Raw genomic sequence first — 20,785 nt, 5'->3', positions numbered from 1 at the left:
GCATGCTCGGAAAGACGGCCAGTATGCACCAGTTGTCATCCTCACCAGCATGCGTGCTGCACAATGCCATGCGCACAGGATGAAGCGCATAATGCAAAAAAAAGCCCCCGGCTAACCGGGGGCTTTTTTTGCATCATGCCGCTAATCACTTAGCGGCAGACCAGAATTCCGCGAAAAATTACAGCGGCTGAATATTAGCAGCCTGCTTGCCTTTCGGGCCTGCCTTGATCTCGAAAGAAACACGCTGGCTTTCCTTCAATGACTTAAAACCTTCTGTGCGAATTTCTGAAAAATGGGCGAACAAATCGTCGCCACCCGCGTCCGATGTAATAAAGCCAAAGCCCTTAGCATCGTTGAACCATTTGACGATACCAGTTTCCATAATGCAGTTTCCCTCGAAATTTTAATTAAAACAGGCAATGCCCTCATGCTGATAGCGCGGCGTGCCTTCCGTTCCCCGAAGGCTCATGGCAAATAATATCTGCCAAGCATGACAGCGCAAATGCAGCTGAAACGTTATACGGCCCAGACTCCGCGTCCGTCAAGAAAATTTTTAGTTACGCCATTCGCCTGACGCAAGTTGTTATGCAACCGGCATGAATCACGAGCACGCCACCCTCTGTATGTAAAAGCGAGTGAAAAATCCTGGCGCGACGCAATACAGCATTACGAATATTTCAACCGTGATTTTATTGCACCCGAATGCATCACCTCATGGAATTTTTCTTCGCTAAACGAACCGTCTTTTTATCGGCATACACATAGGTCATGTCGACCATTTCAATGTGATGCGCGATGGCTTGACTATGCATGCAAAAAAAAACTTGCTGTGAGCCGTGATAAACCACACAGCCGAGCCAGCACAATATGGTGATCGCCGCCGCGGCACGCGCGCAAAAAAAGCGCGACTGGAGGGTCGCGCGTGCAAGGTATGGAGATATTTCTAGATGAAAAAGGCTGCCGGTCAGAGCAGCAAGCACAGTATGGAGTTCGGCTGCATCCGGATAAACCAGCTGATTTGCAAACTTCTATTTTGTATATGGCAACAATATTTTTATGCTTTTCCCTATTGCATCCCTATTTCTGCCGATGTAGCAAGCACACAACGCCCAGCGGTTGACACGTTTCAAAAAACTATCTTAAAAATTAATTTCTCTTATTTATCAACTGGTTAGATCAACACCCCATGCATTCCATATCTTGGAATACTTTATTGCGAAAATCGGAAGCTCCCTTGCTGCAGCCCCGTCACTACACTCTGCCTGTCCGGAAACGAACGCGCTGAAATAACACGCGTAATCACGCAGGTTCACCGCAGCATCTCTAACGCCTGCGTGATAGTTTCCCTCAAGCCTGAGCTTTCCAGGCTCACCCCTGCTCTCGGAGTTACAAAGATGAAAAAGACACTACTGGTTGCAGCCCTGACGGGCGTTTTTGCTTCAGCAGCTCAAGCACAAAGCAGCGTGACGTTGTATGGCCTGATCGACGCTGGTATCACTTACACAAACAACCAGAATGGTCATTCGAACTGGCAAGCAACAAGCGGCCAAGTCAATGGTAGCCGCTGGGGCCTGCGTGGTGCTGAAGATCTGGGTGGCGGTCTGAAGGCCATCTTCGTGTTGGAAAACGGTTTCTCGATCATGAACGGTACCCTCGGCCAAAATGGTCGTGAGTTCGGCCGTCAAGCCTACGTTGGTCTGTCGAGCAACGACATTGGCACCGTGTCTCTTGGCCGTCAATACGACAGCGTGGTGGACTATCTGGCTCCACTCGCACTGACCGGCACGCAATACGGCGGCACGCAGTTCGCTCACCCGTTTGACAACGACAACCTGAACAACTCGTTCCGCATCAACAACTCGGTCAAGTTCCAAAGCGCAAACTACTCGGGCTTCCGTTTTGGTGCCCAGTACGGCTTCTCGAACGCAGCAGGCGGCTTTGCCAACAACCGTGCTTACAGCGCGGGCGCATCGTATAACTACGGCGGCCTGAACGTCGCTGCTGCTTACCTGCAACTGAACAACAGCTTCGCACCGGGCGCGACGAACATTTCGAATGCCGGTGGCGCAGTAGCGGGTGACAACACGTTCACCGCAGCCCGTCAGCAAACATGGGGCGCAGGTGTAAGCTACGCGTTCGGCCCGGCAACGGCTGGCCTGGTCTATACGCAAACCAACCTGTCGCAACTGGTTGGTATCGGCGCCAGCGCTTCAGGCATTCCGGGCGGCATTGGCCTCGTGAATGACAGCGCACACTTCCAGAACTTTGAAGTTAACGGCCGTTATGCCATTACACCGGCACTCAGCCTGGCGGGTTCATACACTTACACGCAAGCCAGCATCTCTGGCATCCGTCCAAAGTGGAACCAGTTCAACCTGCAAACAGCCTACTCGCTGTCGAAGCGCACCGATATTTACCTGCAAGGCGAATATCAACGCGCCAACGAAGGTTCGGGCGTGAATGCGAACATCAATGGTCTGGGCGCTGCATCATCGACCAACCAGCAAATCGCTGTGACGGCCGGTATGCGTCACCGCTTCTAAGCCAGCTAGCTGGACTTGCGCCGGAAAACGTTATCTATAACAGTTTCCGGTTGCAAAAAACCCCGCATTTTTCAAATGCGGGGTTTTTTTTATCTGTCGGAATCGCAGACAGAGCCTGACTATCGACCCAATATCCGCGTGTCTCTGGGCCTATGCCCCAAGCATTGAGTGGCACCACGAACACCACGAGAGCAGCAAGGGGACGATGAGGGGACGACAAATGGCCACACTTCTGATCCAGATAAACATGGAGGGAGAAAGGTCATTGAACCAGGAAAGCATTCGCCGGCTCACCGATGAAGAGTGGACCAAAATCAAACACCTTCTACCCGGAACGGAGCCACGCAAAAGCAGCGGGCGGCCCGCCATTAACTCTCGTGCGGTACTGGATGCCATCTACTGGATTGAAGACAGCGGCGAACGCTGGCTTTATCTGCCATCGCACTTCCCTCCCCAACAGACCTGTTATACGAAATATCTGAAGTGGAAACGGGAAGGCATTCTCGACCAGATCCACGCGCTACTTGAGCGCAACGCCTAGCCACCCGAGACATCTTGTGAGGCCAACTTAAGTGGCAGCATCCGGCGCAGGATATTTGACGTCCAGCACGTCAATGAACTGCTGACCCGCCGGCGTATGCAACACGACCCGCTCACCAATCCGGGCCTTTAGCAACGCTCGCGCTACCGGGGAAATCCAGCTCACCCGTCCGTGGTCCAGATCGACCTCATCGACGCCAACGATGGTCACCGTCTGCAACTCACCATCAGGTGCCGCGTAATCGACGGTCGCGCCAAAAAAGACTTGGTCGACATTCTCCTGGCGGCTGCTCTCGACCACCTCAGCCAAATCAAGACGTTTCGTCAAAAAGCGGATGCGCCGGTCGATCTCGCGTAACCGGCGTTTGCCATAGATATAGTCACCATTTTCCGAACGATCGCCATTCGATGCCGCCCAGGACACCAGCCGCACCACTTCGGGCCGTGCCTCGTCGATCAGGTGAAGCAGTTCATCGCGCAAGCGCCGGTAGCCTGCGGGCGTTATATAGTTTTTCGCACCCGCAGGCATCTCGGGCTGGGCGATATCCCGATCGTCATCATTGTCTTCGCTCGACTCCTTAACAAACGCTTTATTCATCGTCATCCACCCTCGCAGCCAAGCCGCCGCCGGTTATCGTTAAGCAAAGCAGCACGATGAAGCAAATTGCCCTTTCGTGCTTTTCTTTTTTTTCAAGTTTGCTATAATCTCGTTTCTGCGTGCGGCTGTAGCTCAGTTGGATAGAGTACTTGGCTACGAACCAAGGGGTCGTGGGTTCGAATCCTGCCAGCCGCACCACTTATTGTTGAAGTGGCCTTCCTGAGGGAAGGCCATTTTATTTCAGGCCGCTGCCGTGTTTAAAAATTTTTGAAGTACGTTGATACATCGCTTTCGCGTGCGGCTGTAGCTCAGTTGGATAGAGTACTTGGCTACGAACCAAGGGGTCGTGGGTTCGAATCCTGCCAGCCGCACCACTCATAAAGGGCTTTCCGCAAGGAAAGCCCTTTATTTTTTAGCAACCGTTTTCAGTACCCGTGATTTAGAGCACTACGCCGCATGTGAGGTAGTGCCGGATATGGCACAGTTCAAAAGCATGAAAAACGGCGCACATTCAATGTCAAGATGAACCGCTCCAGATTGGGTTCCCACTTGATGTCAAATGGCCTCAGCCACCCAATCCAATGCGTAACTTTGCTTTACCGATAACGCTATCCAGCAAATCACAATTGATACGGCAAAAAGTTTTATGGAATTTAGAAAAGATATCAACGGGTTGCGCGCCATTGCCGTCATTGCCGTGGTGTTTTACCACTTTGGTCTCACGCCGTTCCATGGTGGTTTTGTGGGCGTCGATATTTTCTTCGTGATTTCCGGATTTTTGATTACATCGATTGCTTATCAGGATCTGCAAGCCGGAACCTTCTCGGCGGTTCAATTTTTACTGAAAAGGCTACGAAGAATCTTCCCGGCCCTTGCTGTCGTAACGGTCGCCTGCCTGATCTGGGCGGGCTTTTTCTATCTGCCGGGCAACTACAACCGCCTGGTCCGTGATGGGGCGTCGGTTCTGATCATGCGCTCGAATTACATCCTCAACGGAAGAACCGGATATTTTGCACCCCTAGCTGAGCAAAACATTTTTTTACACACATGGTCATTAGCTGTGGAGTCGCAATTTTATCTCGGCTTTGCAGTGTTATGCGGCGTCTTCTGGCCGGCGAACCGTCAGCGACGCGCATCTGGAGCCGCCATGTTCGTGGGGCTGGGTTTGGCTTCTTTCGCGTGGTGTGTCTGGAGAACAGAGATCGATCAGAGTTCGGCGTTTTATCTACTTTGGTCGCGTGCATGGGAGTTCATGGTTGGTGCAGGCGTTGCTGTTTATGGCATGAAAAAATGCAACGACCAGATAGCGAATTTTCTTTCTTTCATCGGCCTAGCGCTGTTATGCGGCAGCATATTTGTTTTTCAGGGAACCGCACCGTATCCCGGATGGCGCGCAGCACTTCCCGTTGGTGGAGCTGCCTTGGTGATTTTTGCTCGTAGCGCCGTTGTTACCCGAATGCTTTCATTCAGGTTTTTGCAGTTTATCGGGCGCATTTCATATTCCGTTTATCTTTGGCATTGGCCCATTTTGCTTGCCTTCCGTGAACGTACAGGCACCAACCCGGAAGGCAAACAAGTCGCTTTATTAATGCTGTTGACGGGTGTGGCGGGCTGGCTATCGTTCAAATTTATTGAGCAGCCCGTACGTCTTCATGACAAGACACACGGCCAGCGACGTTTCGTTACTGCATCGCTGATATGTATTGCCGGAGCATTTTCGTTTTCGGGTGCCATATCTGCCACGAATGGATGGCCGCAACGCTTACCGGAATATTTAAAACCGGTTTTACCTGCCATGAACAATGGCAACCCCCGTTCGACAGAATGCATGCGAACCGTGGATGGAGAGAAAAAAACAGCGGGAGATTTTTGTCATATCGGCACATCCCGGCACAACTCGCCTCCCACGTTAATTCTATGGGGTGATTCGTTTGCGGACCGGCTGCAACCGGTTGTTGATCAGGCTGCCAGTACGCTAGGGCTTGGCGGCATCGTTGCCACGCAAGGCGGATGTCCGCCGTTTAGTGGCAAAGTTTTTAAAGGGTCCGGCGCGGAGATTTTTTCCGGATGTGAACACTACGCGAATTTCGTTTTTGATTATTTCGAAAAAACGCCTTCGATTACCCTCGCCGTTATAGCGGGCGACTGGCAACGTTACGATCCGGATTATGAAGGGGGCGTGATTAAGAAAATCGCGCAAATACTGGCCTCCAGAGGTGGCCAGCTTGTACTGGTAGGGATCGTGCCCAATCCTCGTGAAGACGTGCCTCAGGCATGGGCACGGCGTCAATTTCAAGCCGGGCGTTCGATTCCCGAGTGGACCGTACCCCGGTCAGGGCAGACCGATATTGCCAGTCATGGCGAAAAAATTGTTTCACTGGCCAATGAATCCGGGAACGTGATTAACGTCGACCCATTCAAGTTATTGTGCTTGCCAGATCAGTGTTTTTCAGTGAGAGATGGCCAGGCGCTGTTTAGCGATACCAATCATCTGAGTATGGCGGGTGTCGATTACCTCGCACCCGATCTGATCCACGCGATCAGACATGCTACGGAAAAAATTAAAAACGCCCCGGCGCTGGTCGCCAGGTCAGCGCAGCCAGAAGCGTGGCGGTAAACAAAAACGGGAAATCCGGAAGGCTGGGCGGGTTGTCTGGGGACCATTCCGTTGCATAAAGCGAGTAGGGACGGCATGCCAATCTAGCCCAGCGCGACCTGTCACCGTGCTCCTGATCAGTAATCGCCCCGCTCCCGGTCAATTCGCATCCCGCCGTCCTGACGATGATGTCCTTCGTCGCTCGGCCGCTCACGTGCGATACGCATCACGTCCGGGTTGGTCCGTACACGGCGCATCACGTTGGCCAAATGCACCCGGTCAGCCACCTGAATCACGAAACGCAATACCATTGATTCCTGCGATAAATCTTCATCCATCGCAATGTGAACGATATTGGCATCCGCCGAGGTAATATCGGCAGCGACGCGAGCAAACACGCCCTTCGTATTCTTGACCAGCACTTTCACCGCGACCTCGAACAGGCGCCCAGGCTGAGGCGCCCACGCCACGTCGATCCAGCGTCCCGGATCGCGCTTGTGAATGCGTTGCGCAACACGGCAATCGGTTGTGTGAATCGCCATGCCAAGACCAATGCCGATGTAACCCATGATGCTATCGCCAGGAATCGGGCGGCAGCAGGCCGAAAGCTGAACCGACATGCCCTCGGTACCCGTAATAGCCACCGGCGGAACAGACGAGGCCTGACTGGCCTCACCGCGATTGCTATCGTCATCGGCATCACGGCCACTCATCAGGACTTCAATGCGTTTAGCCATCACTGCGGCAACGCGCCGGCCAAGGCCAATATCCGCAAAAATTTCCTGACTGCTCTTGTTGCCCGTCCATTGCACGAGCTTGTCCCAGACTTCTGGCGTCACCTCCGCCAGCGCCAGCCCGTAGCCCTTCAGCGCTTGCTCAACCAGACGCTCGCCCAGTTGCACAGATTCATTGAGCCGCATCGTCTTCAGATAATGGCGAATCGCCGAGCGCGCCTTACCGGTGCGCACAAAACCTAGCCATGCCGGGTTCGGCTTCGAATACGGTGCGGTAATGACTTCAACGATATCGCCGCTTTTTAGTTCAGTGCGCAAGGGCAGCAATTCGTTATTGATCTTTACCGCCACACACTGGTTGCCGAGATCGCTGTGAATCGAATAGGCAAAATCCAGCGCGGTCGCACCACGCGGCAGCGCCATGATTTTTGACTTCGGGGTGAACACATAAACCGCATCAGGAAAGAGGTCGATCTTTACATGTTCGAGAAACTCGCTGGAGTCCCCCGCTTCGCTCTGGATATCGAGCAAGGACTTGAGCCACTGGTGCGCGCGTTTTTGCACATCATTCAGATCGGCGCCACCGTTCTTGTACAGCCAGTGCGCCGCCACCCCGGCTTCAGCGATTTCGTGCATCTTGCGCGTGCGCACCTGGAACTCGATCGGCGCACCGAAAGGCCCGACTAGCGTCGTATGCAACGACTGATAGCCGTTCATCTTCGGAATGGCAATGTAATCCTTGAACTTGCCAGGTACGGGCTTATAGAGCGCATGCAGTGCACCGACGCAGGTATAGCATTCGAGTGCGCTATCCAGCACGACGCGAAAACCATACACGTCCAGCACCTGCGAGAACGACAACTGCTTGTCGCGCATCTTCTTGTAGATGCTGAAGATGGTTTTCTCGCGGCCCGTGACTTCGGCATCGAGCTTCGCCTCCACGATGGCGCGTTGCACCGCTTCAAGAATCTTGCCAACCACCTCACGCCGGTTACCGCGTGCGCCCTTCACCGCTTTTTCAAGCGTGGCGTAACGGTGCGGGTTGAAGTTGGCGAGGCTCAAATCCTGCAGCTCGCGGTAGGTATTGTTCAGGCCTAGCCGGTGAGCAATGGGCGCGTAGATATCAAGCGTTTCGCGGGCCACACGGCGGCGCTTTTCGGGCGGCACCGCACCCAGCGTGCGCATGTTGTGTAAGCGATCGGCCAGTTTGACGAGAATCACCCGCACATCGCGCGCCATCGCCAGCAGCATCTTGCGAAAATTTTCCGCCTGTGCTTCTTCGCGGCTGCGAAATTCCATCTTGTCCAGCTTGGACAAGCCGTCCACCAGCTCGGCCACCTTCGGGCCAAAACGCTCAGCCAGTTCCGTCTTGCTCACGCCCTGGTCTTCCATCACGTCGTGCAGCAACGCCGCCATGACCGACTGGACGTCAAGCTTCCAGCCCGCACAGACTTCCGCGACGGCAACAGGATGCGTGATGTAGGGTTCGCCACTCTGGCGATACTGGCCAAGATGGGCTTCGTCGCTGAAATGGAACGCCGCCTTGACCTCCTTGATCTCCTCGGGCAGTAGATAGCCCGAAAGCATGGAGGTCAGCGGCGCAATCGAAACGACGTCATGCCGGCGCGGCTGCTCCGGCGTTGCGGTCGGCCCGAACAGGTGGCGAAACGACTGTTCAAGAACCGCATCAATGTACTTGCGTGCAGACGAGGAAGAACCGGCTTCGCGCTCTATATCGGTAGCGGAAGGCGACGGGGTGGTGCTCATGTTCGCCTCCGTTACAGGTGACTTGCCGGTCCGCACGCGCGCCATGGGTTACTGCGTTACTGCTGCGTTACTGCACAACACAGCACAACAGGCGCAACGCGTCTTAGACAGGCACTTTTTTGAGCATTTCAACACCAACCAGCGCAGCTGCGATCTCGCGCAGTGCGACGACGGTCGGCTTGTCACGGCTTTCGATTTTTGGCGTATGGCCCTGGGCGAGCTGGCGTGCGCGATAAGTCGCGGCAAGTGCCAGTTCGAAGCGATTCGGGATCTGTTCAAGACAGTCTTCGACAGTAATGCGAGCCATGTTGGAAATTCCTTCTCAGAATGTTGCGTATTCTACCTTAAGCGCCTGACGTTCCTGCTTGCGGCAGGTGAATCCCCAGTTGCACAAAAAGCCCGGTATGCCGCGCGTACTGCGAAGCGAAGCGCGAACGCGTCGCCGCGACCAGGCATTGCAGCTCGCCGAGTGCACGTTCGAAGTTCTCGTTGATCACCACGTACTCAGCTTCGGCCGCATGAGCCATTTCACTGCCTGCTGCAAGCAGGCGTCGTGTGATCACGTTGGGTTCATCCTGGCCACGCTTTTTCAGACGTTCTTCAAGCGCCTCGAGCGACGGCGGCAAAATAAAAATTTCGACCGCATTGCGAAACTGTTTCTTCACTTGTTGCGCACCTTGCCAGTCGATTTCCAGCAGCACGTCATGGCCCATTTTCATCTGCTCTTCGATCCACAGACGCGACGTCGCATAGTAATTGCCATGCACTTCGGCGCTTTCCAGAAACTCGCCCGCGGCATGACGCGCGAGAAAATCATCGACGCTGGTGAAGCGATAGTGCTCGCCATCCTGCTCTTTCGGACGCGGCGCGCGCGTAGTGTAGGAAATCGACAGGCGAATCGCCGCGTCGCGTGCCAGCAAGGCATTGACAAGCGTCGATTTGCCCGCGCCGGATGGCGCTACCACCATGAACAGGTTACCGGGATAAACGCCTGCATAAGGGTTGCGCCGCGCGCTGCTCTCGCGGCCATCGTGCGAGTCACGTGAATCACGTGAGATATCGGTCATGATTTGCGTGGCTCCATGGTCATTCAAGGTTTTGTACCTGCTCACGCATCTGCTCGATCAGCAGCTTGAGCGTCATCGACGAATCCGCCAGCTCTTTCGCTGCAGCCTTTGAACCCAGTGTATTTGCTTCGCGGTTCAACTCCTGCATCATGAAATCGAGCCGCTTGCCCACCTTGCCGCCCTTCTCGATCACGTGACGCGTTTCGTTCAGATGGGCGCTCAAACGCGAGAGCTCCTCCGTGATGTCGATGCGAATGCCGTACATCGTGACTTCCTGGCGAATACGCTCGGCGATCTCTTCGCGCGAGAGGCTACTACTCGCCGTCCCTTCCGGCATCGCCACGCCTAGCGCTACCTGCAAACGCTCGACGATTTTCTGCTGATGCTTTGTGATCAGTTCTGGCACAAGCGGCGTGATCTTCGCCACGATGGCTTCCATCTCCGTGACATTGCCCAGCAGCATCGCGGCCAGTTGCGCGCCTTCGCGCGCGCGCGCGTCGATCAGTTCAGCCACCGCCTGCTTGCCACACGCGAGCACCGCATCACGCAGTACCTCGGGGGCTACACCGCTTTCTGCCAGTACGCCCGGCCAGCGCAAAATCTCGCCCGCGCGCAAACGCTCTGCTTCGGGAAACACGGCCAGCGCCGCGCGCTCCAGCAGCGCGAGTTGGTCAAGCGCCTGACGATTGGCCGAGCCCGCATTCGTACCCTGCTCGCCGCGCTGCACATTGATACGGATATCAACCTTGCCGCGCGAAAGTTTATTCATCAGCATTTCGCGCAATGTCGATTCACACGCGCGGACTTCTTCCGGCATGCGGAAATTCAGATCAAGAAAACGTGAATTAACCGTACGCAACTCAACCGAGACACTCGCGCCACCTGGGCCCGAAGCCGCTGCAAGTTCGCGCGTGACGCTCGCATAGCCCGTCATGCTGTAGATCATGGTGTATCTCTTGATGGCGGCCATGCCGTTGTAACGGCATGGCCTGGGGGGAAATTCGGCTCGCCTCGTGCGCGCTGGATTCGCTTGATGCACGCTTAAGATCGCTTAAGTACAAGGCCAGAAAACCGCGCATTATCCCATTTTTGAAATGATGTTCCAGCGCACGGGCAAACAGGGACCACGTACTAACCGATGCAGCAACAAGCAGATCCGGTATGCCGCACGGATCAGCGTAAAATCGCGCTTTCCCACCTGCTGGCGCTTTCCCTCCATGAACGACACCTCCCATCGCCCGAGCGGCCGCCGCGCCGACCAGTTGCGCGGCGTGCGCCTCACGCGCCATTACACCCGTCACGCGGAAGGCTCCGTGCTCGTCGAATTCGGCGACACCCAAGTGATCTGCACGGCCAGCATTGCCGAACAGGTTCCCGCGTTTTTGCGCGATCGCGGCCAAGGCTGGCTCACCGCGGAATACGGCATGCTGCCCCGTGCCACGCACACACGCAGCGACCGCGAGGCCGCGCGCGGCAAGCAGTCTGGCCGCACCCAGGAAATTCAGCGTTTGATCGGCCGCGCGTTGCGCTCGGTCTTCGATCTCGAGCTGCTAGGCGCACGCACCCTGCATCTCGACTGCGATGTGATCCAGGCCGATGGCGGCACACGCACCGCAAGCATTACGGGCGCCTTCGTCGCCGCCCATGATGCAGTAAGCACATTGCTCGCCAGCGGCCGGCTCAGCCGCTCGCCGATCATCGATTCAGTCGCGGCTATTTCGGTCGGTATCTTCAAAGGCCAGCCGGTACTCGATCTCGACTACGACGAAGATTCGCAATGCGATACCGACATGAACGTCGTGATGACCGGCAAAGGCGGCTTCGTTGAAATTCAGGGCACAGCGGAAGGCGCACCCTTCTCGCGCACGGAAATGACCGCCTTGCTCGATCTCGCGCAAGGCGGTATCGCCTCGCTGCTAGCCATGCAAAACGCCGCGCTGGAGCTCACGCGTGCCTGAAATGTATCCCCCCAGCACGATCGTGCTGGCGTCGAACAATGCAGGCAAGCTGCGTGAGTTCGAGGCGTTGTTCAGCGCGGCAGGCATCAGTCTGATCGCACAGAGCCAGTTCAATGTGCCGGAAGCCGACGAGCCGCATCCGACCTTCATCGAAAATGCGCTCGCAAAAGCCCGGCATGCCGCGCAACACACGGGGCAAGCGGCGCTGGCGGATGATTCGGGGTTGTGCGTGCCGGCCCTACGCGGCGCGCCTGGGGTGTATTCGGCGCGCTACGCGCAACGTGCAAGCGGCGACACAAACAACGCAAACAACGCAAGCGACGCGGCCAACAACGCCCAGTTGCTCGCTGCGCTACGGCACGAAACCGACCGGCGCGGCTATTACTACTGTGTGCTCGTGCTGGTGCGCCATGCCGACGACCCCGAGCCGCTGCTCGCCGAAGGCCGCTGGCACGGACAGATTCTCGATGCGCCACGCGGTACCCAGGGCTTTGGCTATGATCCGTATTTCTATCTGCCCGAACTCAACGCGACCGCAGCTGAATTGCCTGCCGCCGTTAAAAACCGCCACAGTCATCGCGCGCAGGCATTGCAACAGTTGCTGGCACGCCTGATGGAGGGCGCGTGATCCCCATCAAGCCGGTTTCATCCACGCCGTCCAGCGCGAGCGCAGACCTGCGGGCAAGCAGCAACGTGGTTCAGGCCTTCACCTCGCCGGGCCGAATTCACCTGACCTCGCTGCCGCCGCTGGCGCTTTATGTGCATTTTCCGTGGTGCGTGCGCAAATGCCCGTATTGCGACTTCAATTCGCACGAGTGGAAAGGCGCGACCTTCCCCGAAGACGACTATCTCGACGCCTTGCGCGCAGATCTGGAGCAAGCCTTACCGCTGATCTGGGGCCGTCAGGTGCATACCGTGTTCATTGGCGGCGGCACACCGAGCCTGTTGTCGGCGGCTGGGCTGGACCGGCTGCTGTCCGACGTGCGCGCGCTGTTGCCGCTCGACGCCGATGCGGAAATCACACTCGAAGCCAATCCCGGCACCTTTGAAGCCGCCAAATTCGCGCAGTTTCGCGCCAGTGGAATCAACCGTCTGTCAGTCGGCATCCAGAGCTTCAACGAAGCCCATCTGCAAGCGCTAGGACGGATTCACGATGCAGCCCAGGCACGCCGCGCCGTCGAAGTCGCGGCGAAAACGTTCGACAACTTCAATCTCGACCTGATGTTCGCGCTGCCCCAGCAAACGCTCGCCGAATGCCAGGCCGATATCGAAACCGCGCTGTCGTTCGCGCCGCCTCATCTGTCGCTGTATCACCTGACGCTGGAACCCAACACGCTGTTTGCCAAGTTCCCGCCCGCCCTGCCCGACGACGATCAGTCCGCCGACATGCAGGACTGGATTCACGCGCGCACGACTGAAGCGGGCTATGGCCGTTACGAAGTTTCCGCGTATGCGCAAGCGCACCGGCAAAGCCGGCACAACCTGAATTACTGGCGCTTTGGCGACTACCTTGGGATTGGTGCAGGGGCCCATACCAAGCTGTCATTTCCTGGCCGCATCCTGCGCCAGGCGCGCTATAAGCACCCGGCAACGTTTATCGAACAAACACGGGCCAAACAGCCCGTGCAGGATGAACACGAAATCAGCACCGCCGATCTGCCTTTCGAATTCATGCTGAACGCGCTGCGGCTCGTGGAAGGGTTTCCCGTTCATCGTTTTATCGAACGCACCGGCATGCCGATGACGTCGATCGAATCCGCGCTCAACGAAGCCGAGCGTCGCGGGCTGATTTCGCGCAGCCACGAAACCATTGCCCCCACACCGCTCGGGCAGGCGTTTCTCAACGATTTGCAGGCGCTGTTTTTAAAGGACGCGCGTTGATTCATGGCGTTCGCTATCCGGGGCTTGCCTGAGAGGATGCGTTTCGGGTTACAATCGCGCCTTCCGGAAGAGTGGCAGAGTGGTCGATTGCACCGGTCTTGAAAACCGGCGAAGGGCAACCTTCCGTGAGTTCGAATCTCACCTCTTCCGCCAGAACGTAGCAAAAAACCCCGCGAGCTCAAAAACTCGCGGGGTTTTTTGTTACTGGTTTGCCCTCGATATCCGCCCAACCGATTGGCGCCTGGCGCTGCAACAGCGCTATCGAACCCACGTCACACAAGTACCCATTACAACACCACTGGAGACCCTGCATGTCCTCTTCGCCGCTTGCCGCGAGCCAGCCCGGCGCAACCGTGCCAAACAGCCGCGCGCGAATCGTCTTTGCGAGCTTTATCGGCACCGCTATCGAGTTCTACGATTTCTACGTCTATGCCACAGCCGCTGCGCTGGTCATCGGCCCAGTCTTCTTCCCTCATGGTTCGCCAACAGCACAGGCACTATCCGCTTTTATCACCTTCGGTATCGCGTTCATCGCCCGGCCCATCGGCTCATTTGTGTTCGGTCATTTTGGCGACCGCGTAGGCCGTAAATCGACACTCGTCGCATCGCTGCTCATGATGGGGATCTCAACCACGCTCATCGGCCTGGTTCCCGGCTATGACTCGATCGGCAGCCTCGCGCCAGTGCTGCTGTGCCTGTTGCGTTTCGGGCAAGGCATTGGGCTAGGCGGCGAATGGGGCGGCGCAGCATTGCTGGCCACCGAAAATGCGCCAAAGGGCAAGCGCGGCTGGTTTGGCATGTTCCCGCAACTCGGGCCCTCGATCGGATTTCTCGCGGCGAACGGACTCTTTTTCGGCCTGGCGCTCTCGCTTTCCGACGAGCAGTTCCGCACATGGGGCTGGCGCATACCGTTCCTGGTCAGCGCCGTACTGGTTGTACTGGGCTTGTATGTCCGTCTGAAGATCGCGGAAACCCCTGCGTTCCAGGCGGCGCTAAAGCGCCATGAACGCGTGCGCATTCCTGTCGCCACGCTGCTGACTCAACATGCGAGGCCCACCTTGCTGGGCGCACTGGCGATGGTGGTGTGCTACACGCTGTTCTATATTTCAACGGTGTTTTCGCTGTCGTATGGTGTGTCGACACTGCATTTCACGCGTGAATATTTTCTTGGGCTGCTCTGTCTCGCGGTGATCTTCATGGCGCTCGCCACGCCGCTTTCGGCCTGGGCCTCCGATCGCTTTGGACGCAAGCCCGTGTTATTGAGCGGCATTGTGGCCGCGATCCTCTCCGGCTTCACGATGGCGCCTTTGCTCGGGAGCGGCCAGCCGGCGCTTGTGCTGCTGTTTCTTGTGCTCGAGCTGTTTCTGATGGGCGTCACGTTTGCGCCAATGGGCGCGTTACTACCCGAACTCTTCCCCACGCATGTGCGCTATACCGGCGCGGGGGTCGCTTACAACCTCGGGGGCATTCTGGGCGCGTCAGTGGCACCTTATATCGCGCAGTTGCTGGTGGCGCGCGGCGGACTAACCTGGGTGGGGGGCTATGTGTCGGTCGCGGCTGTCATTAGCCTCGTGGGTGTGCTGTGCATGCGCGAAACACGCGATGCCGAGCTGATACCGACAAACGACGAAGCCACCGAACGCCCATAACGCTCGTAACGCCCATAAGCAGTGGCAACAAAATCACTCGCCAGCGCTGGCGAGTGGCGCACACGCATGGCTAGCGCGTTGGCGCGCTACTCGCTAGACATCAACGCTTTCCGTAGCCGTCTTAGCGCAATCAGGCTGCTGACAACCCGCCTGCCGCAGCCGGTTGCTCTGCATCACCGTGCACATAATCAATCGCACACAGCACTTCATCGACGCAGGGCACACGATGAGTGTCCCCCACCGAGGTCGAACGTAGCGGCGCATACACACCGCAATGAGCCGGTGAGGTCGCCACGAAAATCATCACCGTGCGTTTTTGCAAGGCATGCGCCAGATGCACGAAACCGGTATCCACACCCACCACCAGCGCCGCTCCCTGAATCAGTTGCGCCACTTGCACCACGCTCATTGGCGGCAGCACCGTCGCGCCGGGCACTTGTGCGGCGATCTGCTGTGCCTGCTCCTGCTCAGTGGGCGTCCCCCACGGCAGCACCACACGAAAACCGCGCCGCACAAGCTCATGGCCGACCTCGACCCAATGAGTAAGCGGCCATCTTTTCTCGTCTTTGGAAGTGGCATGAAACAGCAGGGCGAGAGGCGCGTCGTCTGGGTTGGTCCATGGCATTTCAGTATGGGGCACTTGCAGGTTATAAACCGGCGGCCCATCGGGTACATAGCCCAGCGCCTCGCCTGCGCTCACCCGCATGCCCTGCCACGCATCGCACGGCGGACGCGGACCGAAACGGCGGTTATAGGCGAAGGCCGCACCGCGCTCTCCCAGGTCTTGCGACTGATAGCCAAAACGCTGTGATGCACGCGCCAGAAAAGCAATGATGGCGCTCTTGTACACCCCATGAATATCGAGCACGACGTCATAACGTTCGGCGCGTAATTCCGCCAGCGATGCCGCGATCGCCTGAAAATCGGCCCAATGGCGTGCTTTCTTGAAGCGCCGCAGCGGCGCGCACAATACCCGGTCGATGCCCTGGTTCCATTGCGTGACCTCAGCGAAGGCCTCATCCACTGCCCAGTCCACCTTGACGCCCGGAAACGCCCGCTGAATATCGGCAACGACAGGCTGTGCCTGAATCACATCGCCAAGTGACGTTACTTTGACGACAAGAACTCGCTTCATGAAATTTCCGTGGTGTACGTTATTGGCCGACGCAGATTCTAGCCGACCCGCCCCTTGTCTATGACATCCAGACACATTTCGCCGCCGGGCCTTGTCCAGCAAACGGCGGACCTATAATGCTGCGTCCTTTGCTTTCGCAGGCCTGCCATGTCGCGCGTCACGCTTACCCTGAACCTTCCCCGTCTCGTGCGTCGCACCCGGCGTCTGTGGCGCCAGTACGGCATATTCTGGCTCGGCGCTGTAGTGGTCGGCCTAAGCGCTGTGCTCTACGCCAAACTGATCGACTGGGGTTATGACGCGTTTCGCACGATGCAGCAACATTACACCTGGCTGCCGCTGCTGCTCACGCCTGCGCTCGCGGCGCTTTCCGTCTGGCTCACGCGCCGCTTTTTTGTGGGCGCGGAAGGCAGTGGCATTCCTCAGGTGATCGCCACGCTGCACACTCATCCGGGGGAATCGGGCAATCGCCTGCTCACCTGGCGCATCGTGCTGGGCAAGGTGCTGGTTTCGTTTCTAGCTATTCTGGGCGGTTTTACGATTGGCCGCGAAGGCCCCACGGTGCAAATCGGTGCCGCGCTGATGTTCAAGCTGCGACGGCTCTATCCGCGCTCAAATGCACTCATCGAGCATCAGCTTGTGCTGGCGGGCGCAGCGGCAGGGCTCTCGGCGGCCTTCAATACGCCGCTGGCAGGCATCGTCTTCGCCATCGAAGAACTCACCCGCAGCTTTGAAGCACGTACCAGCGGCGTGCTCATCACCGCGATCATCATCTCGGGGGTGATTGCGCTGGGGCTCAACGGCAATTACACCTATTTCGGCACGATCGAGATTGGCACGCATTTTCCCAAGCTGCTCGCGCTCGCGGTGCTGCTCACGGCGGTTGTCACGGGCATCGCTGGGGGGCTCTTCGGCTGGCTGCTGCTCAATACCGCACGCTGGATTCCCGCCCCGCTGCGTACGCTCTATGACAAGCGGCCCATCGTCTTCGCTGCACTGTGTGGCCTCGTCATCGCCGTCTCCGGATTGATCTCGGGTGGCACGACGTTCGGTAGCGGCTATGCCGAAGCGCGCGGATTGCTCGACGGTCACGAGCAGTTATCGCTGTGGTATCCGTTTCTGAAAATGATCTCGATGGTCAGCTCATACCTGCCAGGCATTCCGGGTGGCATCTTCGCGCCGTCGCTGTCGATTGGCGCGGGCTTTGGCAACCTGTTGCATGTTGTGTTCGACGGCATGCAGTTGCAGATGCTGATTGCGCTAGCCATGGTGGGTTATCTGGCGGCCGTTACGCAATCGCCCATTACCTCGTTTGTGATCGTGATGGAGATGATCAACGGTCATGCGCTGGTGATCTCGCTGATGGCGACCGCGCTCATTGCCAGCCGTGTGTCGCGCCTCTTCGCCCCACCGCTGTATGAAACGCTCGCGCTACGCTATATGCCGCCATCGTCCGCGGGCGCGCTTGCGGCTGCGGCACCGGCGCGCTCAGCAGAAAAAAGCGGCACCAGCGACAGCGAGCGCCCTTAACCTGGTCTCACCTGGCCCCACCTGGTCCCTTAACCTGGCGTCATCCACCAAGGCTTAAATGCCCCAATTAAACCCACCGCCTGAAATGACATGAAACAGGCCCAGGCCACTCAGGCCTGGGGAATTTCGATCTTGACTTCGAGTACTTCGAGATTGTCCTGACGCTCAAGACTCACCCGAATATCGTCATCGGAAATCTTGACGTACTTCGAGATAACCGCGACAAGTTCGCGTTGCAACGCTGGCAGATAATCGGCAGGCGCTCGGCCACCGACGCGCTCATGCGCGATGATCAGCTGCAAACGCTCCTTCGCCACCGACGCGGATTTTTTCTTCTCGCCCAGCAAAAACGAAAGAATCGACATGACGTGCGCGCTCCTTACTTGGTGCCGAAGAGGCGCTGCAACAGGCCGGGCTTCTGGTAGTCGGTAAAGCGAAGCGATTTTTGCTCGCCAAGAAAACGTGCCACCACGTCTTTATAAGCTTCGGCCACATCAGTGCCTTCAAGGTGCACGGCAGGCAACCCCTGGTTTGAGGCATGCAACACGGCTTCCGATTCAGGCACCACGCCAATCAGGTCGATGCGCAAAATTTCCTGGATATCGGTGAGCGACAGCATCTCGCCTTCATTCACGCGTTTCGGGTTGTAGCGGGTAATCAGCAAGTGTTCCTTGACTGGCTCGCGGCCTTCGATGGCGCGTTTGGTCTTCGATGACAGCATCCCCAGGATACGGTCGGAATCGCGGACCGATGAGACTTCCGGATTCGTCACGATCAGCGCTTCGTCGGCGAAGTGCATCGCCAGCAGTGCGCCTGATTCGATCCCCGCCGGGGAATCACACACGATGTACTCAAAATCAAGTGCGATCAGGTCGTTGATGATTTTCTCCACACCTTCGAGCGTCAGCGCATCCTTATCGCGCGTTTGCGAGGCAGGCAGGATAAACAGGTTGTCGCACTTTTTATCCTTGATCAGCGCCTGGTTCAGATTGGCTTCGCCCTGAATCACGTTGATCAGGTCGTACACCACGCGGCGCTCGCAGCCCATGATCAGATCGAGATTGCGCAGGCCCACATCGAAATCAATGACGGCTGTTTTTGCGCCACGCAAAGCTAGCGCCGAGGCAAAACTCGCGCTGGTGGTCGTCTTGCCTACTCCGCCCTTGCCCGATGTCACCACAATGATTTTTGCCATTGCCATTTACCTTTACCCTTACCCTGTTATTCGTCAAATGCATGGATTAAATTCTGCAACCGCGACGCCTCATGCGCGCGGCTTCATCAGGTGAGCCGTAATGGCTCGATCACCAGTTTTTCGTGATCCAGCCAGATTTGCACCGCTTGCCCCTGAACCTCAGCGGGCAACGGTGTTTCGGTGGTGCGGTAGATGCCCGCAATCGAGATCAGTTCAGGGTCGAGACACGTGCAAAAAATTCGCGCGTCATGATTGCCTTGCACGCCCGCTAACGCCCGTCCACGCAGTGGCGCGTAAATATGAATGTTGCCTTCCGCGATGACTTCGGCGCCCGCGCTCACCATGCCCAGCACAATCAGATCGCCCTTGGCATAGACCCGCTGGCCGGAACGCAATGGCTTGCTGATCACCATCGCGGGGACAGGTGAACTGGCCTGGCTGTCCGCGCTCGCGTCGGTTGCCGGAGCCGCTGCAGCGGCTTGCACGGTTTCAGCCGCGGCGCTCGCCTCTTGCGCTTCGCTGGCAGGCCGCGCGGCACCACGCCGCTCGGGCGCCTCAAGCAAGGGCAGCCCTGCGGCACCGGCCCAGTCGTGTTGCGCAGGCCGCGCCACCACGCCAACCGGACGCATCCGTACGCTGTGCAGCAAGGTCATGATTTGCTCTAGCGGCACGCGTTCGCCATCGGCCAGCCGCCGCACGTCTATGGCTACGGCATCGTTGGAAAAAAATTCGGGAGTCGCCTCGAAACGGCGAGTCAATTCAGCATGCAACGCATCGAGACCGGTGGTTTTGATCACGAACATCAGCATATCGACCGAGCCGCTGCGCAATTCGAAAAAAGGAGATTTCTTGGGCGACATAGGTTCGACAAAAAATTTTTGCGTATTTTACAGACGTCCTGGCCGCCAGCCAGCTTTTTCGGCTGGGCCAAACGACCGTGGCAATACCGTCACAAGACACGCTACCCGGGCAGAAGAAACTGAAGAATCAGACAGGACGCACCAGCAGCGTTTCCCATTGATCCGAGGCACGCGCCGAGCGGACTTGCTCGCCCGTCGAAATAAAACCGAGGTGTTCGTAAAAATGCCGTGCGTTGCGGTTAGCGTCCGCAACCCAGGCGTAGATATCGGTTGCGCCCTGTGCGACCAGCCACTCGCTCGCGGTGTTGACCAGCAGTTCACCGCCACGTAGATGACGTACCGCAGGCGCGACCCAAAGCGCGCTGACCCGTGCCTGCCAAGCCGTCGCCGCGGCAAAACAGGCGTCGATCAAACCCGCCGGATGGCCCTCTGTATACAAGATGAAGGTCGCCGCGGTGGTGGAAACGGCATGCTGGAAGGCCGTCGCGTCAAGCGTGGCAGGCGCGGCCGCAAGTGCCTCTTCGAGTGTTTCATCGAAGGCATAAGGGGCTTCGCGCAATGCCGCGGTGCGTAGCTGGTGAAGAAGCGCGCCTTGATGGGCCGCAATGCGGCAGACAGTCAGTGAAAGGCTCATGCAGACGGCAACCCGTTGAAACGCCGGCCCGTGGCATACAGCGGCACTGAAACGAAGTTCCAGCCCGATTCGCCTGACTGTACGGACAAAAGGCACCCGGC

At 57.4% G+C, this 20,785-nt stretch carries 20 protein-coding genes and 3 tRNA genes; 11 read left to right on the top strand and 12 right to left on the bottom strand.

What is annotated here, in order from left to right; translation table 11 throughout:
- Positions 1 to 178: 178 nt before the first annotated feature.
- Together GH657_RS04740 and GH657_RS04735 are read right to left on the bottom strand one after the other, a co-directional pair.
- Complete coding sequence (locus tag GH657_RS04740; protein ID WP_153074801.1) at positions 179 to 382, bottom strand: cold-shock protein; 204 nt, start codon at positions 380 to 382, stop codon at positions 179 to 181.
- Positions 383 to 707: 325 nt separating this feature from the next.
- Complete coding sequence (locus GH657_RS04735) at positions 708 to 980, bottom strand: hypothetical protein (RefSeq protein WP_153099648.1); 273 nt, start codon at positions 978 to 980, stop codon at positions 708 to 710.
- A gap of 414 nt (positions 981 to 1,394) precedes the next feature.
- On the opposite strand from GH657_RS04735, the gene GH657_RS04730 reads away from it, so the two are divergent.
- Together GH657_RS04730 and GH657_RS04725 are read left to right on the top strand one after the other, a co-directional pair.
- Complete coding sequence (locus GH657_RS04730; protein WP_153099647.1) at positions 1,395 to 2,543, top strand: porin; 1,149 nt, start codon at positions 1,395 to 1,397, stop codon at positions 2,541 to 2,543.
- Between the two features lie 220 nt (positions 2,544 to 2,763).
- Positions 2,764 to 3,084, top strand: a complete 321-nt coding sequence (locus tag GH657_RS04725; RefSeq protein ID WP_174769875.1) for a transposase — start codon at positions 2,764 to 2,766, stop codon at positions 3,082 to 3,084.
- Positions 3,085 to 3,111: 27 nt separating this feature from the next.
- On the opposite strand, the gene greB is transcribed toward GH657_RS04725, so the two are convergent.
- A complete protein-coding gene (gene greB / locus GH657_RS04720; RefSeq protein ID WP_153099645.1) occupies positions 3,112 to 3,681 on the bottom strand; it encodes a transcription elongation factor GreB in 570 nt (189 codons plus the stop codon).
- A 121-nt stretch (positions 3,682 to 3,802) separates the two neighbouring features.
- On the opposite strand from greB, the gene GH657_RS04715 reads away from it, so the two are divergent.
- The 3 genes from GH657_RS04715 to GH657_RS04705 all read left to right on the top strand — a co-directional run bounded on the left by GH657_RS04715 (position 3,803) and on the right by GH657_RS04705 (position 6,298).
- Positions 3,803 to 3,879: transfer RNA gene (locus tag GH657_RS04715), tRNA-Arg, on the top strand.
- A gap of 99 nt (positions 3,880 to 3,978) precedes the next feature.
- Positions 3,979 to 4,055: transfer RNA gene (locus tag GH657_RS04710), tRNA-Arg, on the top strand.
- A 272-nt stretch (positions 4,056 to 4,327) separates the two neighbouring features.
- Complete coding sequence (locus GH657_RS04705; RefSeq protein ID WP_153099644.1) at positions 4,328 to 6,298, top strand: acyltransferase family protein; 1,971 nt, start codon at positions 4,328 to 4,330, stop codon at positions 6,296 to 6,298.
- Between the two features lie 116 nt (positions 6,299 to 6,414).
- Here GH657_RS04705 and GH657_RS04700 read toward each other — a convergent pair whose 3' ends face one another.
- From GH657_RS04700 to GH657_RS04685, 4 genes are all read right to left on the bottom strand, one after another.
- Positions 6,415 to 8,778 (bottom strand): RelA/SpoT family protein, encoded by a 2,364-nt coding sequence (locus tag GH657_RS04700; RefSeq protein ID WP_153099643.1) that lies wholly within the window; start codon positions 8,776 to 8,778, stop codon positions 6,415 to 6,417.
- 103 nt (positions 8,779 to 8,881) lie between these two features.
- Positions 8,882 to 9,085, bottom strand: a complete 204-nt coding sequence (gene rpoZ, locus GH657_RS04695; protein WP_153099642.1) for a DNA-directed RNA polymerase subunit omega — start codon at positions 9,083 to 9,085, stop codon at positions 8,882 to 8,884.
- Between the two features lie 37 nt (positions 9,086 to 9,122).
- Positions 9,123 to 9,845 carry a guanylate kinase gene (gene gmk, locus GH657_RS04690; protein WP_153099641.1) on the bottom strand — a complete coding sequence of 241 codons (723 nt, stop codon included), beginning with the start codon at positions 9,843 to 9,845 and terminating at the stop codon, positions 9,123 to 9,125.
- 19 nt (positions 9,846 to 9,864) lie between these two features.
- Positions 9,865 to 10,791: a YicC/YloC family endoribonuclease gene (locus GH657_RS04685; RefSeq protein WP_153099640.1), complete on the bottom strand. Its 927-nt coding sequence runs from the start codon at positions 10,789 to 10,791 to the stop codon at positions 9,865 to 9,867.
- Positions 10,792 to 11,062: 271 nt separating this feature from the next.
- Between GH657_RS04685 and rph the strand changes: the two genes are divergently transcribed.
- From rph to GH657_RS04660, 5 genes are all read left to right on the top strand, one after another.
- Complete coding sequence (gene rph, locus GH657_RS04680; protein ID WP_153099639.1) at positions 11,063 to 11,803, top strand: ribonuclease PH; 741 nt, start codon at positions 11,063 to 11,065, stop codon at positions 11,801 to 11,803.
- A gap of 1 nt (position 11,804) precedes the next feature.
- Complete coding sequence (rdgB, locus tag GH657_RS04675) at positions 11,805 to 12,431, top strand: RdgB/HAM1 family non-canonical purine NTP pyrophosphatase (RefSeq protein WP_153101642.1); 627 nt, start codon at positions 11,805 to 11,807, stop codon at positions 12,429 to 12,431.
- 5 nt (positions 12,432 to 12,436) lie between these two features.
- Positions 12,437 to 13,684, top strand: coding sequence for a radical SAM family heme chaperone HemW (gene hemW, locus GH657_RS04670; protein WP_425495749.1), 1,248 nt, complete (start codon positions 12,437 to 12,439; stop codon positions 13,682 to 13,684).
- Positions 13,685 to 13,749: 65 nt separating this feature from the next.
- Positions 13,750 to 13,837 (top strand) — tRNA-Ser (locus GH657_RS04665).
- Positions 13,838 to 13,995: 158 nt separating this feature from the next.
- On the top strand, positions 13,996 to 15,333 hold the full coding sequence (locus GH657_RS04660) for an MFS transporter (RefSeq protein ID WP_153099638.1): 1,338 nt from the start codon (positions 13,996 to 13,998) through the stop codon (positions 15,331 to 15,333).
- Between the two features lie 130 nt (positions 15,334 to 15,463).
- Here GH657_RS04660 and waaC read toward each other — a convergent pair whose 3' ends face one another.
- Complete coding sequence (waaC, locus tag GH657_RS04655; RefSeq protein ID WP_153099637.1) at positions 15,464 to 16,468, bottom strand: lipopolysaccharide heptosyltransferase I; 1,005 nt, start codon at positions 16,466 to 16,468, stop codon at positions 15,464 to 15,466.
- Between the two features lie 147 nt (positions 16,469 to 16,615).
- Between waaC and GH657_RS04650 the strand changes: the two genes are divergently transcribed.
- Positions 16,616 to 17,995: a chloride channel protein gene (locus GH657_RS04650; RefSeq protein WP_153099636.1), complete on the top strand. Its 1,380-nt coding sequence runs from the start codon at positions 16,616 to 16,618 to the stop codon at positions 17,993 to 17,995.
- 110 nt (positions 17,996 to 18,105) lie between these two features.
- On the opposite strand, the gene minE is transcribed toward GH657_RS04650, so the two are convergent.
- The 4 genes from minE to GH657_RS04630 all read right to left on the bottom strand — a co-directional run bounded on the left by minE (position 18,106) and on the right by GH657_RS04630 (position 20,684).
- Positions 18,106 to 18,360 (bottom strand): cell division topological specificity factor MinE, encoded by a 255-nt coding sequence (gene minE / locus GH657_RS04645; RefSeq protein ID WP_153099635.1) that lies wholly within the window; start codon positions 18,358 to 18,360, stop codon positions 18,106 to 18,108.
- Between the two features lie 14 nt (positions 18,361 to 18,374).
- Positions 18,375 to 19,190 (bottom strand): septum site-determining protein MinD, encoded by an 816-nt coding sequence (gene minD, locus GH657_RS04640; RefSeq protein WP_153099634.1) that lies wholly within the window; start codon positions 19,188 to 19,190, stop codon positions 18,375 to 18,377.
- An 86-nt stretch (positions 19,191 to 19,276) separates the two neighbouring features.
- Entirely contained in the window at positions 19,277 to 20,050 is a 774-nt protein-coding gene (gene minC, locus GH657_RS04635; protein WP_153099633.1) for a septum site-determining protein MinC, read from the bottom strand.
- Positions 20,051 to 20,177: 127 nt separating this feature from the next.
- Positions 20,178 to 20,684, bottom strand: a complete 507-nt coding sequence (locus GH657_RS04630) for a GNAT family N-acetyltransferase (RefSeq protein ID WP_153099632.1) — start codon at positions 20,682 to 20,684, stop codon at positions 20,178 to 20,180.
- Positions 20,685 to 20,785: the final 101 nt, after the last annotated feature.

The sequence above is a fragment of the Paraburkholderia hayleyella genome (assembly GCF_009455685.1).
Classification (GTDB): Bacteria; Pseudomonadota; Gammaproteobacteria; order Burkholderiales; family Burkholderiaceae; genus Paraburkholderia; species Paraburkholderia hayleyella.
The sequence above is the reverse complement of the archived record's forward strand: the minus strand, read 5'-3'. Positions and strand labels throughout refer to the sequence as shown.